Source organism: Nocardia sp. CA-135953 (genome assembly GCF_050955735.1).
Lineage (GTDB): Bacteria > Actinomycetota > Actinomycetes > Mycobacteriales > Mycobacteriaceae > Nocardia.
In genome coordinates, this window is sequence record NZ_CP192082.1 from 1,175,790 (window position 1) to 1,194,203 (window position 18,414).

Sequence of the window (18,414 nt, forward strand, 5' to 3'; positions counted from 1 at the left end):
GACCGGGCTCGATTCATCCTCTCCGTTCATGCTGGACACGGCGCCCGCTGCCGCCAATATCTGGCTGCGTCCGCGCACTGCTTCCGACGCACAGCTGAGAGATAACCCGCGGCCCTGATGGGGGTTCCGGTGCGGCGCTTATCCGCAGAAGTGCCGCACCGGGATGGGGCCGAAAGGCCTCGGGTGCAGGCGACATTGCCCAGGCGAATCGCGGGGGCGTTGTCTGCCGGTCGAGGTGCGTCAGTCGCTGGAGCGCTCCGCGAAAACCGTGCGTGCCACTGTGATTCCGTTGAGTGCGGCCGGGAATCCGGCGTAACCCGCCATCTGCGTGATGATTTCGACGACTTCGGTCTGGGTGCCCCCGACATTCAGCAGGCCGTGTATGTGCACGCCCAGTTGCGGCGCCGCCGTGCCGAGCGCGGTGCACATGGCGACGGTGACCATCTCACGGGTCTTCAGGTCCAGGCCGGGACGCGAGTAGATATCGCCGAAGCTGTACTCGATGATGTAGCGCCCGAGATCCGGCGCGATATCGCGCAGCGAGGCGATGACCTGTTCGCCCGCGTGCCCGTCGATCTCGGCGAGCTTGGCGCTCCCACGCTCGAACCGGTCACCGGCCGGTGCCGGTGCCGGTGCGGCCGGTGCGGGGAGATCGGTACGGGCGTCGAACACTTCGCGCGCCGCACCCAGTCCGTTCAGCGCGGCAGGGAACCCCGCGTACACGCTGACATGGATCAGCGTCTCCACGATTTCCTCCCGCGTGCATCCCACATTCAGCGCGCCGTCGATGTGGAATCGCAACTGCGGCACGGCATTTCCCATCGCAGCCAGTGCCGAGACGGTCGCCAGCTGCCGCTGCCGCAACGTCAACCCCGGCCGCGAGAGTATGTCGCCATACCCGAATTCGACGGTCAACCGCCCGAGGTCCGGTGCGATATCCGCGAGACTGTCCAGCACCGCGGGCCGCTCCTGCCCGCCGACCCGCCGAAGCAGTTCCAGTCCGCGCTCGAAACGATCATTGCTGGTAGAGCCCTGTGCGTTGGTCATGCACCGAACTCTAGAAGTTGGAGTGTGCTCCAATGCAAGCCCTGATTCTCCCGGCTGGCCATAAGCCGTGACCTGGCGCCCTGACCACCCACCACAACCGCCAAATCCCTTTCACCGTATGGGCGTATCTCGGAGTCCAAGGCTGTCGCAGAGCCAGTGACCACCGCGCAGAAGCCGCAACCTATGCGAGGTAGGCATTCGATTTGTGCGACCTCAATCGGATGGGTTTCTGCTCGGTGGGCCACCGTCTTCGCCGACCTTGTAAAGGGAGCCGTCCGGGAGTTCACACAGCGGGCGGCTGTCCGACGGGGCGAGTTCGAGCTTGATCCAGGTGTCTTGGTGGAAGGCGACGAGCAGTGTTCTGATGGCAGGCGAGATTTCGTTTCCCGGTGGTCGAGACATATGCGTCACGGCTCCAACGAGTTCGGGAGATCGGTCCGACTCAGGAGGGCAGCCCGGTAGTCGTCGCGCAGGACATCCCACAGGTCCTCGTGCTGGGGAAGCAGTTCCCGGGGCGTCGGCCGTGCTGGTTCGGGCGGGGGAGTCCTGGACCGGCTGGTCAATGCTTGGTGGATGCGGTCAGGGGTGGAGGTCTTTCACATGTAGGCGAGCCTACCAACGGTAGGGGGTATGTTACTGCAGATTCTGTACTGAATCAGCCAAGTGTAGCGCGCTGTACAGCGTGCGCAGCCGATAATCTCTGCTGTAAGTGTTGCAAAGTTCTTCCGCAATCGAAGGAATCATGCGTAACATACGCACCCATACCCGACCGATCGCAGCATGATCGGCCGCACTCTCGCCGCAGCGATGTCGCGCCTCGGCGTGTGTCCGGCTGTGCCGCTCGGGCGGCGGGGGAAAGGACACAGGCGCATGCTCAAGAAGCTGGATCGAATATTCAGCTACGAGATGAAGGTCTCCGAATTCCTCGGCACCCTCATCATTCTCGCCATTCCGTACGGGCTCGTCGGCCTCATCTGGACACTGACCCACACCAGCCATCTGCACCGCATGCACGGCATCGACGTGGTCATATCCTTCCTCGGCTCGATCGTGTGCTGGCCGGTGCTCACCTTCTCGAATGTGTGCATGACCTGATGATGATCTTGGTTTGGCTCATCGACATCTTGGTGATCGGCGTCAAGATCCTCGGGGGGCGTATGAAAGTCAATCCGGTGCTGCGATTCGGGCTCTGGCTCGCCGTGCTCAGCACCGCCGTCGCCGGTATCGCCGTGGTCGGCTATCTCCTCGTCCTGCTGCAGCATCAACTCAGCGAGTCGGCATGAGCACTCGACTCACCGAAAGACCTACTGAGCCAACAGATCTGGAACGGGCAGTCGAGGATCTGAAGGGCCTGTGGCAACGGCATCCGCAGCGGTCGCTGGAGACCTTGGGGCGCCAGGTACGGCTCATGCGCGATGCCTTCATCGAGATGCTGCGCGCGATATTCGTGCGCCGCTTCCCGTTCCACGAGTTCATCAAGCAGTGCGCGTTCATGGCGAGCGTTTCCGCCGCACCGACCGTATTCGTCGCGATCCCGGTGGCCGTTGTCGTGTCGATCCAGGTCGGCGCGCTGGTGAATCAGGTTGGTGCGACGACATTCATCGGCGCGGTCAGCGGTCTCGGCATCATTCGGCAGGGTGCGCCGCTGGTCACTTCGCTGATGATCGCGGGCGCGGTCGGTTCGGCCATCTGCGCCGATCTCGGCTCCCGCACCATTCGCGAGGAGATCGACGCGATGATGGTGATGGGCGTCGATCCGGTGCGCCGGCTGGTCGCGCCGCGACTGCTGGCGGCGATCCTGGTCAGCATCCTGCTGTGCGGATTCGTGGTGTTCGTCGGCTTCGCCACCGGCTATATGTTCAACGTGTACGCCCAGGGCGGCACGGCAGGCTCGTTCATCAGCACTTTCGCTTCCTTCGCGGTGGCGAACGATCTGGTGATCGCACTGGTCAAGGCCGCCATCTTCGGTGCGCTGACCGCAATCATCGCCTGCGATATCGGACTGCACACCAAGGGCGGTCCGGGTGGGGTCGCGAACTCGGTGAACGCGGCGGTGGTCAATTCGGCGCTGATGCTGTTCGCGACGAACATCATCATCACCCAGATCTACAACACGCTCTTCCCGGCGAAGGTGATCTGAGATGGGCACCCGATACACCCCGCCCGCGCTGAAGCCGTTTCGCGCGGTCGGCGCGGTCGTCAGTGTGCCGGTTCAGGCCAACCGGCGGCTCGGCCACCAGGCGATCACCTTCTGTCGAGCGGTGGCGGCAATTCCGTTCGTGCTCAGGCACTATCGCAAGGAAGTGCTGCGGCTGACCGCCGATGTCGGCTGGGGCAATGGTTCGCTCATTGTCGGCGGCGGCACGGTTGGTGTGGTCATCATCCTGTGCGGATTCGGCGGGATCACCGTCGGCATGGAGTCCTACACCGCGCTGAATCTGCTCACCATGAATCCGCTGACCGGCGCGATCTCCGGTTTCGCGACGACGCGCGAAATCGGCCCGATCCTTGCGACTTTGGCCTTCGCCATCCAAGCGGGCTGCCGATTCACCGCGCAGCTGGGTGCGATGCGGATCTCCGAGGAGATCGATGCGCTGGAATCCATTGCCATCCGGCCACTTCCATATCTGGTGACCACGCGGATGATTGCCGCGACACTGACCATCGTTCCGCTCTACAGCGTCGGTCTCGCCGTTGCGTATCTGATGACCAAGCTGTCCGTGCTGTTCCTCGGCGGCACCTCCGCCGGGACCTACGACCACTACTTCTTCCAGTTCCTCAACGGTATCGATGTCTTGTTCTCGGTCGTCAAAGTCGTGGTGTTCGTACTCATTTCGACCTTCATCCAGTGCTACTACGGCTATATCGCCACCGGTGGTCCGGAAGGCGTCGGCCACGCGGCCGGCCGCGCGATCAAGATGGTGATCGTCGTCATGGTGTTCGTGAATCTGTTTCTGACCCTTGCGATCTGGGGAATCGACCCCGGATTCCGGATTTCGGGGTAGGTGGCGATGCTGCTCGATCCAAGTGGGCGCGGTCCCACCGTACGTCAACTCACGCTCGCCGGAATAGCCATGACTACGGCGGCCGCATTGCTGCTGTACCTGCTCGGCCTGCGCTATACCGGCTATTTCCAGGACAAGGTCCCGGTTGTCGCGGTGCTCACCAGTACCGGTGACGGGCTGCCGACCCATGCCGATGTCAAGTTCCGCGGCATGGTCGTCGGTACTGTGGCCGATGTCGATGTCGTCGCCAAGGGCAAACGTCAGGATGCCGCCCTGGATCTGAAACCGGCTGTGGCGGGCTTTATTCCGGCGACTGTCACGGCCCGGGTGATCCCCAACAATATCTTCGGCGTGACCGCCATCGAACTCGTCGACAACGGGCACGCCACCGAAACCCTGCGGGCGGGAGCCCGGATTCCCGAGGACACCAGCGAAGGCACCGTGCAGTTGCAGACCACGCTCAGTGTGCTGCGCGATGTGCTCGACCATATCCAGCCGGAGAAGCTGGGCCGGGTGCTCGCAACCCTCGCCGACGCACTCGATCCCGCCGCGCGGGTGCCGGGTTCCACCATCGAACGCCTCGATACCTGGCTCACCCAGGTGCACGCGACTCCCGGCATCGGCGATCTGCTCGGCAACCTCGGTCGGGCCGTGACGGCGCTGAGCGTTTCGGCGCCGGAGCTGGTCGGCGTGCTGTCGGATTCGGTGACCACCGCACGCACGCTCACCGAGCGGCGCGACAACCTTGTCGCACTGCTGACCAATGCCGGCGGCGCGGTCGACTCGGTCAATTCGCTGTTCGCGCGGAATCCGGACGCCGGGAAGGACTTGGTCGTCGGACTCGACGGCCTGTTCGGCGGTCTGGCCAGGGATCCGCAGGCCATCCCGGATACCGCCGCCAACTTCAATGCCGCGCTGCAACGGGTGCGCACGACCTTCGGATTCGGACCGAGCCGGCAGATGGTGTGGAAGATGGATGTCAGCTTCACGCCGTTCCAGCAGTACACGGCCAAGGACTGTCCGCACTACGGCACAATGGCCGGTCCGCGCTGTGGCGGTAGTACGGTGCCGGATGTCGCGCCGCCGCAGGAGTTTCCGCCGCAGCTGATGCCGCAGCGGTTGGCCGCCGCGGGACCCGCGCCCATTGCTCCGACGCAGGGGCTGCCGAGTATTCCCGGCCTACCGAGTATGCCCGGCCTACCGAGTATGCCCGGCCTGCCAAGTAATCCCGGGCTGCCGAGTATTCCAGGGCTGCCGACGATTCCGGGGCTGCCGACGATTCCGGGTATCGCCGCGCCCGCCGCTGCGACGGATCAACCCGCCCAGCCGAATTCGAATCTGCGCGGTCTCGATGCTGCCGCCGCGATCGTCGGCGGGCGGCCGACCACCGCGCAGTACCTGCTCTTGGCTCCGGTACTGGCCGGTGGCTCGGTGACCGTGTACGACACCGCACCGGATGAAGGGCGGTGAGTACATGAAATCAAAGAAAGCGCTGGCCGGATTCAGTCTGTTCGCCGTGGTCGCCGTGCTGTTGACGTACACGATCTGGTCGACGCTGCAGCGTTCGGTAGCCGGCGATACCGACTCGTACTCGGCCACTTTCACCGATGTGCTCGGACTGCGCGTCGGCGATGACATCCGGATGGCGGGTGTGCGGGTCGGGCGGGTCGACGCCATCGATTTCGACGGCGACTACCGGGCGCGCGTGGACTTCCGTATCCAGCACGATCAGCGGCTGACCACGACGACGAAAGCCCTTGTGCGCTACCAGAATCTGATCGGCCAACGCTATATCGCATTGGTTCCGGGCAAGGACGAGGGTGCGGTGCTGACCGCCGGATCCGCGATTCCCGTCGAACGCACCGAACCGTCGTTCGATGTGTCATCGCTGCTGTCGGGTTTCGAACCGCTGTTCAGTGTGCTGCAACCTGATCAGGTCAATTCGCTGTCGGAGACCCTGATCCAGGCCCTGCAAGGCAACAATGTCTCGCTCAGTGCGCTGATTACCCAGGCTGCTGAACTCGCGGGCACCTTCGGTCAGCGCGACAAGATTCTCGGCGATGTCATCGGCAATCTCAGCAGTGTGATCGCGGGCCTGGCCAATCGCAGCGGTGAATTGGAAACCCTGATCACGCAGGCGCGTTCGCTGGTGGAATCGCTCTACGCACAGGGCGAATCGCTGAAGTCGTCGGTCGGTACGGTGGCGAAATCCACTGATTCGCTGGCGGCGCTGATCGGTCAGGTGAAGCCGAATCTGGCTCGGGCGCAGAACGATGCGACCAGCGGTGTCGCCCTGCTGATCCTCAATGGCGCGTCCCTGGATCAGGCGGCGGTCGAGCTGCCGACCGTCCTCAATGGTCTCGCCCGGTTCACCGGCTACGGCGCATACGCCAACGCCTACATCTGCTCGCTGGACGTCTCGCTGTGGGGCGTGCTGCTGCCACCCGGGTTGTTCTCGCAGGTTGGCGGCAATTCTCATTCGGAGGTCTGCCGATGACGGCATCAGTGGCTCGGCTGCGCAATCGCTTGTTATGGCTGGGACTGCTCGCGGCGGGTTCGGTCGTCGTGCTGCTGGTCGGCTCGAGTGCGTTATCGCAGGCGCATCTCGGCGATAAAACGATTCATGCCGAATTCGCGCAGGCGGCGGGGCTGCGGTCGGGAGCATCGGTGGATGTCTCCGGCATCGAGGTCGGCTCGGTGAGTGCCGTGCGACTCGACGGCGCGAAGGTCGTCGTGGATCTGAAGGTGCGCAAAGATCTTCGACTCGGTCCGGACGCCTCGGCTGCCATCAAGATGACGACCATCCTCGGCAAGCTGCATGTCGAGTTGGTGCCCGGTAATGGAAAAGGACTGCCGGACAACCGCATTCCGCTGAAGCAGACATCGGTGCCCTACAACCTCGGCAAGGTCATCCGGGATCCGAACTACAAATCGTCCTTCGAGCGCATCGAACGCCTGGATCCGGCGAAACTGCGGCAGTCACTGGATGTGCTCAGCCGGCAGATGGGTGACTCTCCGCAGCTCACCGTCGAGGCACTGAACAGCATCGGCGCGCTGGCCAAGGTGATCAATGATCGCCGCGACGAGGTGGACATACTGCTGAAGAGCATGGATCAGGTGGCCGAGCTGGCCTCCGACAACCGCAATAGCGTGCTGGTGCTGCTGACCCGCGGCGAGGCCATCGGCAATGCCGTCGCACTGCGGCAGAACCTGCTGAAACAATTGCTCGACAATGTCGCGAGCCTGTCGCGGCTGCTGCAGGACATGGGCCTGGAGAACCAGAATCAGCTCGGCCCGCTCATCCAGAATCTGAACACCATGTCCGAGGGCCTGGAAAAGAACCGGGACAACCTCGATTCGCTCTACGAGATCATGCCGGTCGCATTGCGGCAGTTCAACAATGCCCTCGGCAACGGCCCGTACGGCGATGTGTGGGCGCCGTGGGTATTCCCGGACAACTGGCTGTGCTTCGCCCAAGCCGTACAGGGGTGCAATTGATGAAGATGGGTACCTTGCTGAAATCGACGGTGCTCGGCCTCGCCGTAACGGTGGCGACCGGTTGTTCGCTGCTACCCGACAGCCTCACCGCACTGCCCGATCAGTATCTCGGCGACCATCTGCAGATCAGTGCCGATTTCGAGAATGTCGCCGGCCTTTATGCGGGCAATGACGTCGCGGTGCTCGGTGTTCCGGTCGGCCGGGTCGATACCGTGATCCCCAAGGGCAGTTACGTCGAAGTCACCATGTCCATCGATAAGGGCGTGCGAATTCCGGCCGACGCCATGGCGGCGTTGGTCTCACCACAACTGATCACCAATCGGCATGTGGAACTCGCCCCGGCCTACGAAGGCAATGGTCCGGTGCTGACCGACGGCCAGCACATCCCGCTCGCCCGGACTCGTACCCCGGTCGAACTCGACCGCATTCTGGAAACCTTCGATCAGCTCGGCGCGGCTCTCAAGGGCGACAACGAAACCGGTCCGATGGCGAGCCGGGTGTTGTTTCCGCTGCTGAACGGCAATGGTGACAAGCTGCGCGAAACGCTCGACGATCTGTCTTCCGCATTCGAGGTCACCCTCGCCAATGGCGACCAGGTCTCCAATACCATCGTCAAACTCAATGAGATCACCGAGATCATCGCCCAGAACGACCAGACGGTAAGGGACTTCAGCGGGCGGCTCACCGAACTCGTGCAACTGATGGGGGAGCAGGCGCCGGGTTTGCAGGCGGTGATCACCCAGCTCAACGACTTCGTCACCAATACCTCGACCGTGGTCGGCCAGAACCGCGAACAACTGCTCGGTGCGCTCACCCGATTCACGACATTGACCGCGCAGATGCGGGCCAATGCCCGCGGGCTCACCGAAATCACCGATGTGACACCGCTTTTCTTCCAGAACTTCTCGAATGCCGTGAGCCGTGAGAACCGGGCACTGCGCCTGCACGGTCTGCTGGACAAAGCGGTGCTCGACGGTGAGGCGCTTTCGCTGTTCTGTGAGCGTATCCAGCTGCGCCTCGACGGCTGCCGAACCGGGAGGATCCAGGACTTCGGCCCCGACTTCGGATTGACCGCCGCACTGCTCGGGATCACCAAATGAGGGCGGCGCGTTCGGCTTTCGTCGCGGCGATGGTGGTTGTCGCCTCGGCGGGGTGTGCGGTTACGGTCGACAATGTGCCACTGCCCAAGCCGGGTATCGGCGGACCGGGTTATGAGTTGCACGCCGTTTTCGAGGACGCACTCAACCTGCCCGCGAATGCACACGTGAAGATCGGTGGAACCGAAATCGGCATGGTCTCCAAGATCAGCACCACGAATTTCCTCGCCGATGTGGAAATGCAGATTCGGCAGGATATCCAGCTGCCCCGCGGCACCACGGCCGAACTGCGTCAGGCCACTCCGCTCGGTGACATGTTCGTCGCCATGTCGCTGCCCGCCGAGCAGGAGAGCACCGAAATGCTGCGCCCCGGCGACACCATCGCGCCCGACCACACCGGTACCGGCGCGTCGGTCGAACAGTTGATGATGTCGATCTCCATGCTGCTCAACGGTGGTGGGCTCAATCAGGTGGCTCGGATAACCACCGAGATGAATTCGATGTTCGCCGGGCGGGCGCCACAGCTGGCACATCTGATCACCGAAATGACCGATGTGCTCGCGGCACTCAACGCACGCACTGCCGACGTCGACAGCGTGCTCTCCGGACTGAATGCGCTCACCGGCGAATTGGCCAGGCGCAAGGCGGAATTGGGTGCTGCCGCGGATACGTTCCCACCGTTGATCGGATTGGTCGCCGAAAACAACAGGAGTATTGCCGACCTCGTCGCCAAGGTCTCGGTCACCATGTCCGCGCTCGGTGATTTCACCGATACCACCGGCCCGGAATTCCTGAGCCTGTTCGACAGCATCCAGCGGCTGATGTCCGGCTTCACCCAGATGGGCGACAATCTGGCGGGCACGCTGGACGGGCTGCACGCCATCTATCCCGATGTCATGGCCAGTTATGACGGACCGGTGCTTGCGGTCGCCGCCACGGTTTCTTATCTCGATATCGGTGCGCTCACCGATCCGAAGGGTAGCCGCTGGCCGGAAATCGGCGATGTACCCGCATTCATCGGCAGTCTGGCCGAGGTGATCCAGAAGGTCATCGGGCGGTTGCAGGGCGGTGGGCGATGAATATTCCGCTGTGGCACTGGCTGGTTCGGCATCGGATCGCGGTGGCGAATATCGGTCTGATCGTCGTCCTTATTCTCGGCATGTCATATCTCGGTGCGGCCGTGCTGCGGATCAATCCGCTGCCGAGCACCTATCGGGTCCGGGTCGAGCTGAAGAGTTCCGGTGGACTCGCACCGAACAATGACGTCACCTTCCGCGGCAGCAGGGTCGGCAAGGTAGTCGACGTCCGGGTATCCGGCGACGGTGTCGCCGCCGTCGCCGAAATCAATGACACCGCAAAGATTCCGGTGGGCGGCACCGTCGCGGTCGGCAGGCTTTCGGCGGCGGGGGAGCAGTACCTCGACTTCCGCCCCGACTCCGACAGCGGTCCGTATCTGTCCGACGGTTCGATCGTCGATCGGTCGGCCACGAGCACACCGGTGACGGTGCAGTCGGTGCTCACCGATATGAGCGGGCTGATCGGCGGGATGAATCCGGCGCGACTCAATGTGATCATCGATGAACTCGACAAGGCGCTGGCCGGTGGTCCGGATCGGTTGCGCAATATGGTCGCCGGAATCAGCCGGGCCATGTCCGGACTGACCGATCTACTTCCGCAAACCCAGCGACTCATCGAGAACCTGCAGGTGATCGCCGAAACCACCACTCACGCCCAACCCGATCTGACCACGCTGACCACCGGTTCGAGCGCACTGTTCCAGCAGCTCACCGCGGCCGATCAGGAAGTGCGCGAATTCCTCGAACTCGGGCCCGGCCAATTGGCCACCCTCGGCGGCATCGTGCACGACACACAGGACCCGATGACCAATCTGATCACCAACTTCGTCGCCATCACCAAGGCCGCCAAGCTGCGTCAACCGGCCATCGAAGCGCTATTCCCCGCGCTGCGCGCGGGTTCGGAGGCCATCGGAATTCCGGCGCACGACAACGCCTTCAACACCATGGTCGATCCGTGGCCGCGCCCGACCTGTGACTACGACACGATCCCCGTGGTGCCGACCGACAAGACGGTCGATACCCGAGTGCGGCTCTACAACTACTGCATCACCACCAATCCCGCACTGCAGGTTCGCGGTTCGGCGAACGCACCACGTCCGAATGTGCCGGACAACGGTTCCGGCCCGCCGCCCGGTGTCACCGGCAATGAACTCTCCAGACCCGCACCCGGCAGATAGGAACGAGAAGCTATGAGCGAGCCGATGATCGACACAGCGGCCGAACGATTTGCATTCCTCCGCACACCCGATAAGCGGACCGCGATCGCCTACCGCGCCGCCGCCGCACTACTGCTCGCCGCCGCAGTAGCCACCACGGTCTTCTTCTACCTCCAGAACAAGGACAACAAGGCCATAGTCACCGCCCACGAGGACGCCCGTCTCGCCGCCTGTCGATACGCACCTGTACTCGCCGACTACGACGCCAAAAGTCTCGACAAATACTTCGCCGGTGTCCTCGACGGCGCCACCGGCGACTGGAAGAAGCAGTTCGACAGCACCAGCAAGGAACTGCGCGACGTCCTCACCCAGGGCGAAGTGGTCTCCAAGGTCAACGACGTCCAGTGCGCGATCAAATCCGGCGACACCACCTCCGCCGAGGCGATCGTCGTCATAGGCCAGACCATCACCAGCATGGGCACCCAGGGCAAACCCGCTCCCGGTCAGCTATCCATGGTGATGCGCCTGGAAAAGGTGGACGGCCGCTGGCTGGTCAATAAGGTGAACTCCCCACTTGCCATCCCGCCGCGGTCCTAGTCGACACCTATATCCGATGAGATCGATCTGTTCCGTGCACCAAGCGGATGAAGTGCCATTTTTCGACATATTGCGGTTCCTTAACGGTATGTCGCTGTAAGTTTGCCAACGATCGCACTCGAATTCAGCCCGGTTAGTCGATGGATGCCCCGCACAACTCGTGGAGGTAGAGATCTTGACTCGTCTGATTCTTCGTTGTCTCCGCCGCAGCCACTGCGGTTGGTCCCATGCTCTCGGCGTATTCGGCGGTGTGGCGCTCGCGCTGCTGTTGGCTCCGCCGGCCATCGCGGAACCGACGTATCCGTTGCCCGATCCGGACCCGTTCTACGCCGCTCCGGCGGATCTGGGCGCGCACAGCCCCGGTGACGTGCTGGAGGTGCGGGCATTGCCGCCGGTGCCCCTCTTCGCCGGTGCCACTGCCACACTGGTCAAGTTCCGGTCCACCGACTCGCACGGTGGACCGATCGCGGCGACCACCACGGTCATAACCCCACTGCTCCATCAGGCCGACGCTCCGTTGCTGTCGTATCAGCATTTCATCAATTCGCTCGGTACGAATTGCGCGGTATCGCACACGCTGTACAGCGGCGATCTGAATCTGGGGACGACAGTGTCGATGTTGAACGCGGTGCTGCAGCGGGGGTGGAGTATCGCGCTGCCGGATCATCTCGGACCGCAGTTCGCCCTCGGAGCAGCGCGTTTGGGTGGTCAGATCGTATTGGACGGCATCCGGGCGGTGAAACGGCTGCCCGACCTCGCCGTACAGCACAGCCCGGTAGCGCTGGCCGGGTACTCCGGTGGCGGATTGGCCACCGCATGGGCGGCAGTGCTGCAGCCGTCGTACGCACCCGAGCTGCAGCTCCAGGGCGCGGCCATGGGCGGCGTCCCGGAGAACCTGGTGTCGATGGCGCAGGGGCTCGGCCTCGAGCCGCACCCGGCCTTCGGACTGGCCATGGCGGCGGCGATCGGTCTGGAGCGGGAGTACCCGGACCAGATACAGACCGGTGCCTATCTCAACCCGCGCGGCCTCGCGCTCCGTGGCGCCATGGCAAACAGTTGCACCAACGAAATCCTCTTCATGGGCGCCAACGGCAGCGCTCGCGAATTCGTCACCAGCACTTCGTTCATCGATAGTCGTACCGCGCGGTCGGTAGTGGAGGAGAACAGTCTGGAACTCTATCCCGGGGTGCCGGAAATACCGATGTTCGAATGGCATTCGCCGGCCGACCCGCTGATTCCGGTCGACTCCATCGGCAACACCGACCGCCGGTGGTGCGGCGCCGGGGTGCGGTTGCAGACGATGCAGGTGTCCGCGCCCGAGCATTTGTCCGCGGCGGTACAGGGCGCCCCCGAGGTACTGCAGTGGCTCGAGGGCCGGATGCGCGGTGAGCCCGCGCCTGTGGCCTGCTGAGATGAGACCGCGATCAGCGGCCGAAGAGGATGACCCGCATCAGGTGTGCGATGCGCTGTTGGGAGCAGAGCGGGTTATCGGGGCCGAGCCATTGACCGAGGTCGACGACCAAGGCCAGCGCGGCATGCACCAACACCCGTGATTCCGCTGCGGAGAGTTCGGGCCGGACGCCGATGAGTAGTTTGGCCCACTCCTCGACATTGAGCCGCTGGATATTTCGCAGTACGGTGCGATCCTCCGGCGGCACATTACTGATCTCCGCGTAGTACACGAAGGTCAGCTCGCGCTCGGCGAACGAGCCCTGCACATAGAGCTCGATCAGGGTGGTCAGTGCCTGTTCGGGGGTGTCCGACGCGGCGATGGCGGGTCCGATGACCGCCGAAACCCGGTCCGCCGCACGGCGAAACGCGGCCGCGAGCAGGTCGCCCTTGCTGCGGTAGAAGCGGTACACCGCTGACGAAGCGGGCAGGCCCGCGGCATTGGCGATATCCTCCACGCTCACATTGGGATAACCGTGCTCATGAAAAAGCTCGATGGCACGCACTAACAAAAGCTCGTGTTTGAAGGTGAGTGGAACCTCCTTCGCGCCAAGGGATTCGCTGTCGTCGCCGGGCGCGGGCAGATCACACGCGGTCACCGCATGACAGGCCGAGCGCAGCAGTGCCGTCAGCGTGCGCACCGGCACTGCGACATGGTGATCGGAGATGCTGCCGATCACGCTCATCGCGGCGGCCGAGACCACCGCCCGGTCCCCGTCGGACAGCTCAGGTCGGGTCTCGGCCAGTAGTTTTCGTGCCACCGAATCGGTGGTGATCAGGTGATCGATCAGTATTTGGCGATCCGGGTCCTCCAGATAGCGATTCTGCCAGCGCAGCAGTGCGGCGCTGCGGCGGTTCGCGATGGAGGCTGCGATCAGGACATCGAGGATGTGGTCGAGGCGTTCGGCGGCGGGCCGGTCGCGCAGTTGTTCGGGCAGGCCCACCGCCTCGGTGCTCAGGCCGGCCAGCCGCAGCGCCTCCTCGCGGAACAGGGCGTATTTGCTCGGATAGTGCCGATATAGGGCGGTCGAGCTGATATCGAGGCGCGAGGCGATGTCCTCCATGCTCACGCCGTGGTAGCCGAATGCGCCGAAGGCCTCCGCGGCGGCGGCGGCGATCTGCGCCCGTCGGTTGCGCGGGCGGCGGCGCACCTCACGCGATGGCGCGGTGCGGCGTGCGGTCGCGTCCTCCGCTGCGCGACGATCCTCGGCATCCATCCCGCGATGTTAGCTCAACCGGACGCTTGCTCGACCTCTCTTCCCAGTGCTGAAACGGCATTGAATAGAAGATCACAAAAATATGCTCTTACATGTAGTGACTCCGGTGAACCTGAAAAGAATGCTCGCTAACATATTAGCCGCAGCGACGGACGGCGTATTGAAGCGGAGGAGCGTGGACTACGAGTGGGCCGGGCGTCCGAACAGGACAAGCTGCATGAGCAATCGAACCCGAGCTGGGGAGGCGATCGGTTCGGCACTGAAGTTGCGCGCCAGATCGACCACCAACGCGAAGGCCGCATGGATCAGAAAGCGGGCCTCGGCGGGGGAAAGCTCCGGTCGCACATCACGCAGCAGCCGCGCCCACTCTTCGACGCTGAGCCGCTGGATATTCCGCAGTACGGTGCGCTCATCGCTCGGAACATGCTGGAACTCCGTGTAATACACGAAGGTCAGCGCGCGCTCGGAGAACGAACCCTCGACGTACTGCTCGATCAGTGTGGTCAGGGCCGTTTCGGCGTCGACGGCCGCCGCCACCGCCGGGCCGATCGCACCGGAAACCCGGTCGGCGGCCCGTCGGAACGCGGCCGCGAGCAGATCACTTTTGCCGCGATAGAACCGGTACACCGCCGACGCGGCGGAAAGTCCTGCGGCAGTGGCGATTTCCTCGACGCTGACATTCGGATAGCCGCGATCGTGGAACAGTTCGACGGCCTTGCGCAGCAACAGCTCATGTTTGAACGAATCCGGAATCTCGGCTGCCACCGGCAGTGCGGCGTCCGCATCCAGCGCTGGCAGCTCGGCGGGCACTATCGACCAACAGGCCGCACTCAACAGTCGGGCAAGGGATTTCACGGGCAAGCCGGCATGGTGATCGGCGATGCTGGTGATCGCGCTGAGCAGGGCGGCGCGCAGCACCCGCAACTCGTCCTCGGCGAGTTCCGGTCGCAATGCGGCCAATTGCACACCGATCGCGCCGACGACGGCGAGCTGCTGGTCGGTGAGAACCGTGAGATCGTCGGGTTCGAGATAGCGGCCCTCCCAGCGCACCAGCGTGACGGTCGGCCGATTCTCGATCGTGACGCCGATCAGTGCATCGAGTACCTGCCGCAGCCGCCGCTCCGGCGTCCTGAGTTCACCCACCCCGCCGACTCCGTCGGCTGCCATCCCCCGGCCCTCTGCCACCTCCGGCCGTTCGACCGATTCGGTCATGGCGCGACCCACCCGCAGCAATTCCTCTCGGAACAGCGCGTACTTGCTCGGATAGTGCCGATACAGCGCCGCCGAGCTGATCCCGAGCCCAGATGCGATGTCCTCCATGCTCACACCGTGATAGCCGAGCGCGCCGAATGCGGCCGCCGCGGCCGCCGCGATCTGGGCCCGCCGATTCTTCGGCCTGCGCCGAATCTCCCGCGGTGCCGAGTCGCCGCTGACCGCCTTGCGCGCCGTACGGCGATTGTCGACACTCATGGCGCCATGGTATCGACAACCTCGACACCTTCATCTGTCTAGGTCGGTCTGATTTTGCCCAGGTGGGCGCGCTCGACCCGAATTCGGGGTCAACGTCTGCGTTCTGGCGTCGCGTCGAGCGCATTGGTATCGAAGGTGGCCAACCCCAACGATTTCCACGCATCGAGGAGGCGCTTGTCGCCGGATGCGACGACAAGATCGGTGTCGTCCAACTGTTCGGCGGAAGCGCAATGGACGGCATCGTACCCGCGCAGCGCGAGGAGGTCGGCGAGTTCGGCCGCGCGCCGGACCGAACCCCCATCCACCTCGACTATCTCGAGCTGTAACCAGAGCTGGTCGAGTAGGCGCCGGCACGACGCATACTGCGGGTCGTTCAGGCGCGCCATGCGATGCGCCTGCGCGAGTGCGCCCGCGGTTTCGGCATACAGCAGTCTGCTCGACACCACGGCGTCGGCGTCATCCCAGAATCGGCGGCATGCCGCACTGCTCGGCTCGCTGACCAGCAGTGGGACGAAGGCCGACGTGTCGAGGTAGCCGATCACCGGCGCTGCTCGTCGATGAGCTCGCTGACTATGCCCTCACCACGGATCGGCTCGGGCGCAGGCTGCTTTTTCTTACGACCGGGCTGCACGCGCCCTTCGGCACGAAGTTGCTCCAGCCGCGTCGGTCGCCCGACAGGCACGATGCGGGCGATCGGTCGTCCGTGGTCTGTGACTGTCACCGTGTGTCCGGCGCGGACCTCGGTCAGATGGCGACTGAGGTTATCGCGCAGTTCCCGAATACCGACGTCCACGCCGACCTCCCTGATGTGGCTATTGTTCTTTATTGCATTGTAGCCACATTGCCCAGTGCTGGTTCAGTTCGAGGTTTCGGGTCGAACGGCGGCGTACCAGTCGAGGAGGTCTGGATCGTCCACGGCGCTGCGTTCGGCGACACGCGTCGGGTCGGCGCCCTGGAAGAGCTTCTTGATGGGGACCTCGAGTTTCTTGCCGGTGCGGGTGTGCGGAATGCCGGGGGCGACGATGATTTCGTCGGGGACGTGGCGGGGGGAGACCTCGGTGCGGATGGTGGTGTTGATGCGGGTTTTCAGGTCGTCGGTGAGGTCGGTGCCGGGGGTGAGGGTGACGAACAGGGGCATCCAGTAGCCGCCGTCGGGTTGTTCGGCGCCGATGACGAGGGCCTCGGTGATTTCGGGGAGGCGCTCGACGGATTGGTAGATATCGGCGCTGCCCATGCGGATGCCGTGTCGGTTGAGGGTGGAGTCGGAGCGGCCGTGCACCACGATGCTGTCGCGTTCGGTGATGGTGATCCAGTCGCCGTGCCGCCAGATGCCGGGGAACATGTCGAAATACGCGTCGTGGTAACGGATTCCGTCCGGATCGTGCCAGAAGCGCACCGGCATCGACGGCATCGGCTTGGTGATGACGAGTTCGCCGACCTCGTCGCGGACCGGTTTGCCGTCCGCGTCGAAGGCCTCCAGTGCGACACCCAGATAGGGCGCGGAAAGCTCACCCGGCCAGGTCGGTACGGTTCGCGCGCCGCCGATGAAAGCCGAGACCACGTCGGTGCCGCCGCTGATCGAGGCGACCTGGACGTGGTTACCGACATTCTCGCCCAACCACACCGCGGATGCGGGCGGCAGTGACGAACCGGTGATGCCGACCTGTCGCAGCGCGGTGAGGTCGTGATCGGTGCGCGGCACCGCACCCGCCTTGATACAGGCGAGCACGTAGCCTGGACTGGTGCCGAGCACAGTCGCGCCGACTCGAGATGCGGTGTGCCACAGTGCGTCCGGAGTCGGGTAGGTGGGGCTGCCGTCGTAGCAGACGATGGTCGCGCCGACCAGCAGTCCGGCGACCTGGAAGTTCCACATCATCCAGCTCGGGCTGGTGTACCAGAAGAAGGTGTCCTCAGGGCCGATATCGGCTTGCAGCGCAACGGCTTTGAGGTGTTCCAGCACGACGCCGCCGTGCCCGTGCACGATGCCCTTGGGTAGTCCGGTGGTGCCGGAGGAGAAGACGATCCACAGCGGATGGTCGAAATCGACCGTCTCGGTTTCGATGACAACGGTCTCGCTATTGGCGGCCGCCTCGGTCCAGGCCAGTGCGTCCGGAACCGGCAGGCCGAGCTGGGATACCGCGACCGTCGTCTGCACGGTGTCCAGTCCCGCCCGCAATGCCGCGATATCGTCGCGCTTGTCGTGCGTCTTACCGCCGAACCGGTAGCCGTCCGCGGTGACCAGCACGGTGGGCTCGAGCTGGCCCAGCCGGTCCAGCGCCGCCTTCGGCGAATAGTCCTGACCGCAGGCGCTCCACACCGCACCGATGCTCGCGGTGGCCAAGAAGGCGATCACCGCCTCCGGAATATTCGGCAGGTATCCGGCTACCCGATCACCCGGCCGCACGCCCAGCGAGCGCAGTGTGCGCGCGAATGCCGCTGTGCTGTCGATCAATTCGCTCCAGGACACCTCGCGCACCGGAGCGTCCTCGGTCACCGCGACAATGGCGGGCCGATCGGTGCGGAACTGCCGCACGACCTGATCGACGTAGTTCAGCCGGGTGCCCGGAAACCACTGCGCACCCGGCATTTCGGCGCTTGCCAGCACCTCGCCCGCAATCGGTCCGAGTTCGAAGTAATCCCACAGCGCACCCCAGAAGCCGGGCAGATCGTCGACCGACCACTGCCACAGCGACCGGTAATCCGGTGCGGATTGCCCGGTGCGCGCAGCCACGAACCCGGCGAAGTCGGTGATGCGCGCCTCCGCGATATCTGATTCGGTCGGCACCCATTGTGGTTGCACC

At 64.1% G+C, this 18,414-nt stretch carries 18 protein-coding genes; 12 read left to right on the forward strand and 6 right to left on the reverse strand.

The window, feature by feature from the left end; genetic code table 11:
• Positions 1-240: 240 nt before the first annotated feature.
• Positions 241-1,047, reverse strand: coding sequence for a carboxymuconolactone decarboxylase family protein (locus ACQPXH_RS05455; protein WP_433601234.1), 807 nt, complete (start codon positions 1,045-1,047; stop codon positions 241-243).
• Positions 1,048-1,917: 870 nt separating this feature from the next.
• Here ACQPXH_RS05455 and ACQPXH_RS05460 point away from each other — a divergent pair.
• The 12 genes from ACQPXH_RS05460 to ACQPXH_RS05515 all read left to right on the forward strand — a co-directional run bounded on the left by ACQPXH_RS05460 (position 1,918) and on the right by ACQPXH_RS05515 (position 12,888).
• Entirely contained in the window at positions 1,918-2,142 is a 225-nt protein-coding gene (locus tag ACQPXH_RS05460) for a hypothetical protein (protein ID WP_433601235.1), read from the forward strand.
• Positions 2,142-2,330, forward strand: a complete 189-nt coding sequence (locus ACQPXH_RS05465) for a hypothetical protein (RefSeq protein ID WP_040695727.1) — start codon at positions 2,142-2,144, stop codon at positions 2,328-2,330. The genes ACQPXH_RS05460 and ACQPXH_RS05465 overlap by 1 nt, the downstream gene beginning before the upstream one ends.
• The gene (locus ACQPXH_RS05470; protein ID WP_433601236.1) at positions 2,327-3,187 is read left to right on the forward strand and encodes an MlaE family ABC transporter permease; all 861 of its coding nucleotides are present in this window, start codon (positions 2,327-2,329) and stop codon (positions 3,185-3,187) included. The genes ACQPXH_RS05465 and ACQPXH_RS05470 overlap by 4 nt, the downstream gene beginning before the upstream one ends.
• Before the next feature lies 1 nt (position 3,188).
• Positions 3,189-4,052 carry an ABC transporter permease gene (locus ACQPXH_RS05475; protein WP_433601237.1) on the forward strand — a complete coding sequence of 288 codons (864 nt, stop codon included), beginning with the start codon at positions 3,189-3,191 and terminating at the stop codon, positions 4,050-4,052.
• 6 nt (positions 4,053-4,058) lie between these two features.
• Positions 4,059-5,522: an MCE family protein gene (locus ACQPXH_RS05480; protein ID WP_433601238.1), complete on the forward strand. Its 1,464-nt coding sequence runs from the start codon at positions 4,059-4,061 to the stop codon at positions 5,520-5,522.
• 4 nt (positions 5,523-5,526) lie between these two features.
• The gene (locus ACQPXH_RS05485) at positions 5,527-6,549 is read left to right on the forward strand and encodes an MCE family protein (protein ID WP_433601239.1); all 1,023 of its coding nucleotides are present in this window, start codon (positions 5,527-5,529) and stop codon (positions 6,547-6,549) included.
• Positions 6,546-7,550, forward strand: a complete 1,005-nt coding sequence (locus ACQPXH_RS05490) for an MCE family protein (protein ID WP_433601240.1) — start codon at positions 6,546-6,548, stop codon at positions 7,548-7,550. Before ACQPXH_RS05485 ends, ACQPXH_RS05490 begins: the two co-directional genes overlap by 4 nt.
• Positions 7,550-8,650, forward strand: coding sequence for an MCE family protein (locus ACQPXH_RS05495; protein ID WP_433601241.1), 1,101 nt, complete (start codon positions 7,550-7,552; stop codon positions 8,648-8,650). Before ACQPXH_RS05490 ends, ACQPXH_RS05495 begins: the two co-directional genes overlap by 1 nt.
• Positions 8,647-9,726, forward strand: coding sequence for an MCE family protein (locus ACQPXH_RS05500; protein ID WP_433601242.1), 1,080 nt, complete (start codon positions 8,647-8,649; stop codon positions 9,724-9,726). The genes ACQPXH_RS05495 and ACQPXH_RS05500 overlap by 4 nt, the downstream gene beginning before the upstream one ends.
• The gene (locus ACQPXH_RS05505; protein WP_433601243.1) at positions 9,723-10,901 is read left to right on the forward strand and encodes an MCE family protein; all 1,179 of its coding nucleotides are present in this window, start codon (positions 9,723-9,725) and stop codon (positions 10,899-10,901) included. Before ACQPXH_RS05500 ends, ACQPXH_RS05505 begins: the two co-directional genes overlap by 4 nt.
• A gap of 12 nt (positions 10,902-10,913) precedes the next feature.
• On the forward strand, positions 10,914-11,477 hold the full coding sequence (locus ACQPXH_RS05510) for a hypothetical protein (protein ID WP_433601244.1): 564 nt from the start codon (positions 10,914-10,916) through the stop codon (positions 11,475-11,477).
• Between the two features lie 250 nt (positions 11,478-11,727).
• Positions 11,728-12,888, forward strand: a complete 1,161-nt coding sequence (locus ACQPXH_RS05515; RefSeq protein WP_433603316.1) for a lipase family protein — start codon at positions 11,728-11,730, stop codon at positions 12,886-12,888.
• Between the two features lie 13 nt (positions 12,889-12,901).
• Here ACQPXH_RS05515 and ACQPXH_RS05520 read toward each other — a convergent pair whose 3' ends face one another.
• The 5 genes from ACQPXH_RS05520 to ACQPXH_RS05540 form a co-directional block, all read right to left on the reverse strand.
• Positions 12,902-14,143: a TetR/AcrR family transcriptional regulator gene (locus ACQPXH_RS05520; protein WP_433601245.1), complete on the reverse strand. Its 1,242-nt coding sequence runs from the start codon at positions 14,141-14,143 to the stop codon at positions 12,902-12,904.
• A gap of 180 nt (positions 14,144-14,323) precedes the next feature.
• A complete protein-coding gene (locus ACQPXH_RS05525) occupies positions 14,324-15,613 on the reverse strand; it encodes a TetR/AcrR family transcriptional regulator (RefSeq protein ID WP_433601246.1) in 1,290 nt (429 codons plus the stop codon).
• 89 nt (positions 15,614-15,702) lie between these two features.
• Entirely contained in the window at positions 15,703-16,155 is a 453-nt protein-coding gene (locus tag ACQPXH_RS05530) for a type II toxin-antitoxin system VapC family toxin (RefSeq protein WP_433601247.1), read from the reverse strand.
• Positions 16,152-16,406 (reverse strand): type II toxin-antitoxin system Phd/YefM family antitoxin, encoded by a 255-nt coding sequence (locus ACQPXH_RS05535; protein WP_433601248.1) that lies wholly within the window; start codon positions 16,404-16,406, stop codon positions 16,152-16,154. Before ACQPXH_RS05535 ends, ACQPXH_RS05530 begins: the two co-directional genes overlap by 4 nt.
• 63 nt (positions 16,407-16,469) lie before the next feature.
• Entirely contained in the window at positions 16,470-18,413 is a 1,944-nt protein-coding gene (locus tag ACQPXH_RS05540) for an acetoacetate--CoA ligase (RefSeq protein ID WP_433601249.1), read from the reverse strand.
• Position 18,414 lies beyond the last annotated feature (1 nt).

Excerpts from the sequence above, each read along its gene's own strand:
- ACQPXH_RS05455 (WP_433601234.1), bottom strand. The coding sequence starts at position 1,047 with ATGACCAACGCACAGGGCTCTACCAGCAATGATCGTTTCGAGCGCGGA.
- ACQPXH_RS05460 (WP_433601235.1), top strand. The coding sequence starts at position 1,918 with ATGCTCAAGAAGCTGGATCGAATATTCAGCTACGAGATGAAGGTCTCC.
- ACQPXH_RS05465 (WP_040695727.1), top strand. The coding sequence starts at position 2,142 with ATGATGATCTTGGTTTGGCTCATCGACATCTTGGTGATCGGCGTCAAG.
- ACQPXH_RS05470 (WP_433601236.1), top strand. The coding sequence starts at position 2,327 with ATGAGCACTCGACTCACCGAAAGACCTACTGAGCCAACAGATCTGGAA.
- ACQPXH_RS05475 (WP_433601237.1), top strand. The coding sequence starts at position 3,189 with ATGGGCACCCGATACACCCCGCCCGCGCTGAAGCCGTTTCGCGCGGTC.
- ACQPXH_RS05480 (WP_433601238.1), top strand. The coding sequence starts at position 4,059 with ATGCTGCTCGATCCAAGTGGGCGCGGTCCCACCGTACGTCAACTCACG.
- ACQPXH_RS05485 (WP_433601239.1), top strand. The coding sequence starts at position 5,527 with ATGAAATCAAAGAAAGCGCTGGCCGGATTCAGTCTGTTCGCCGTGGTC.
- ACQPXH_RS05490 (WP_433601240.1), top strand. The coding sequence starts at position 6,546 with ATGACGGCATCAGTGGCTCGGCTGCGCAATCGCTTGTTATGGCTGGGA.
- ACQPXH_RS05495 (WP_433601241.1), top strand. The coding sequence starts at position 7,550 with ATGAAGATGGGTACCTTGCTGAAATCGACGGTGCTCGGCCTCGCCGTA.
- ACQPXH_RS05500 (WP_433601242.1), top strand. The coding sequence starts at position 8,647 with ATGAGGGCGGCGCGTTCGGCTTTCGTCGCGGCGATGGTGGTTGTCGCC.
- ACQPXH_RS05505 (WP_433601243.1), top strand. The coding sequence starts at position 9,723 with ATGAATATTCCGCTGTGGCACTGGCTGGTTCGGCATCGGATCGCGGTG.
- ACQPXH_RS05510 (WP_433601244.1), top strand. The coding sequence starts at position 10,914 with ATGAGCGAGCCGATGATCGACACAGCGGCCGAACGATTTGCATTCCTC.
- ACQPXH_RS05520 (WP_433601245.1), bottom strand. The coding sequence starts at position 14,143 with ATGGATGCCGAGGATCGTCGCGCAGCGGAGGACGCGACCGCACGCCGC.
- ACQPXH_RS05525 (WP_433601246.1), bottom strand. The coding sequence starts at position 15,613 with ATGAGTGTCGACAATCGCCGTACGGCGCGCAAGGCGGTCAGCGGCGAC.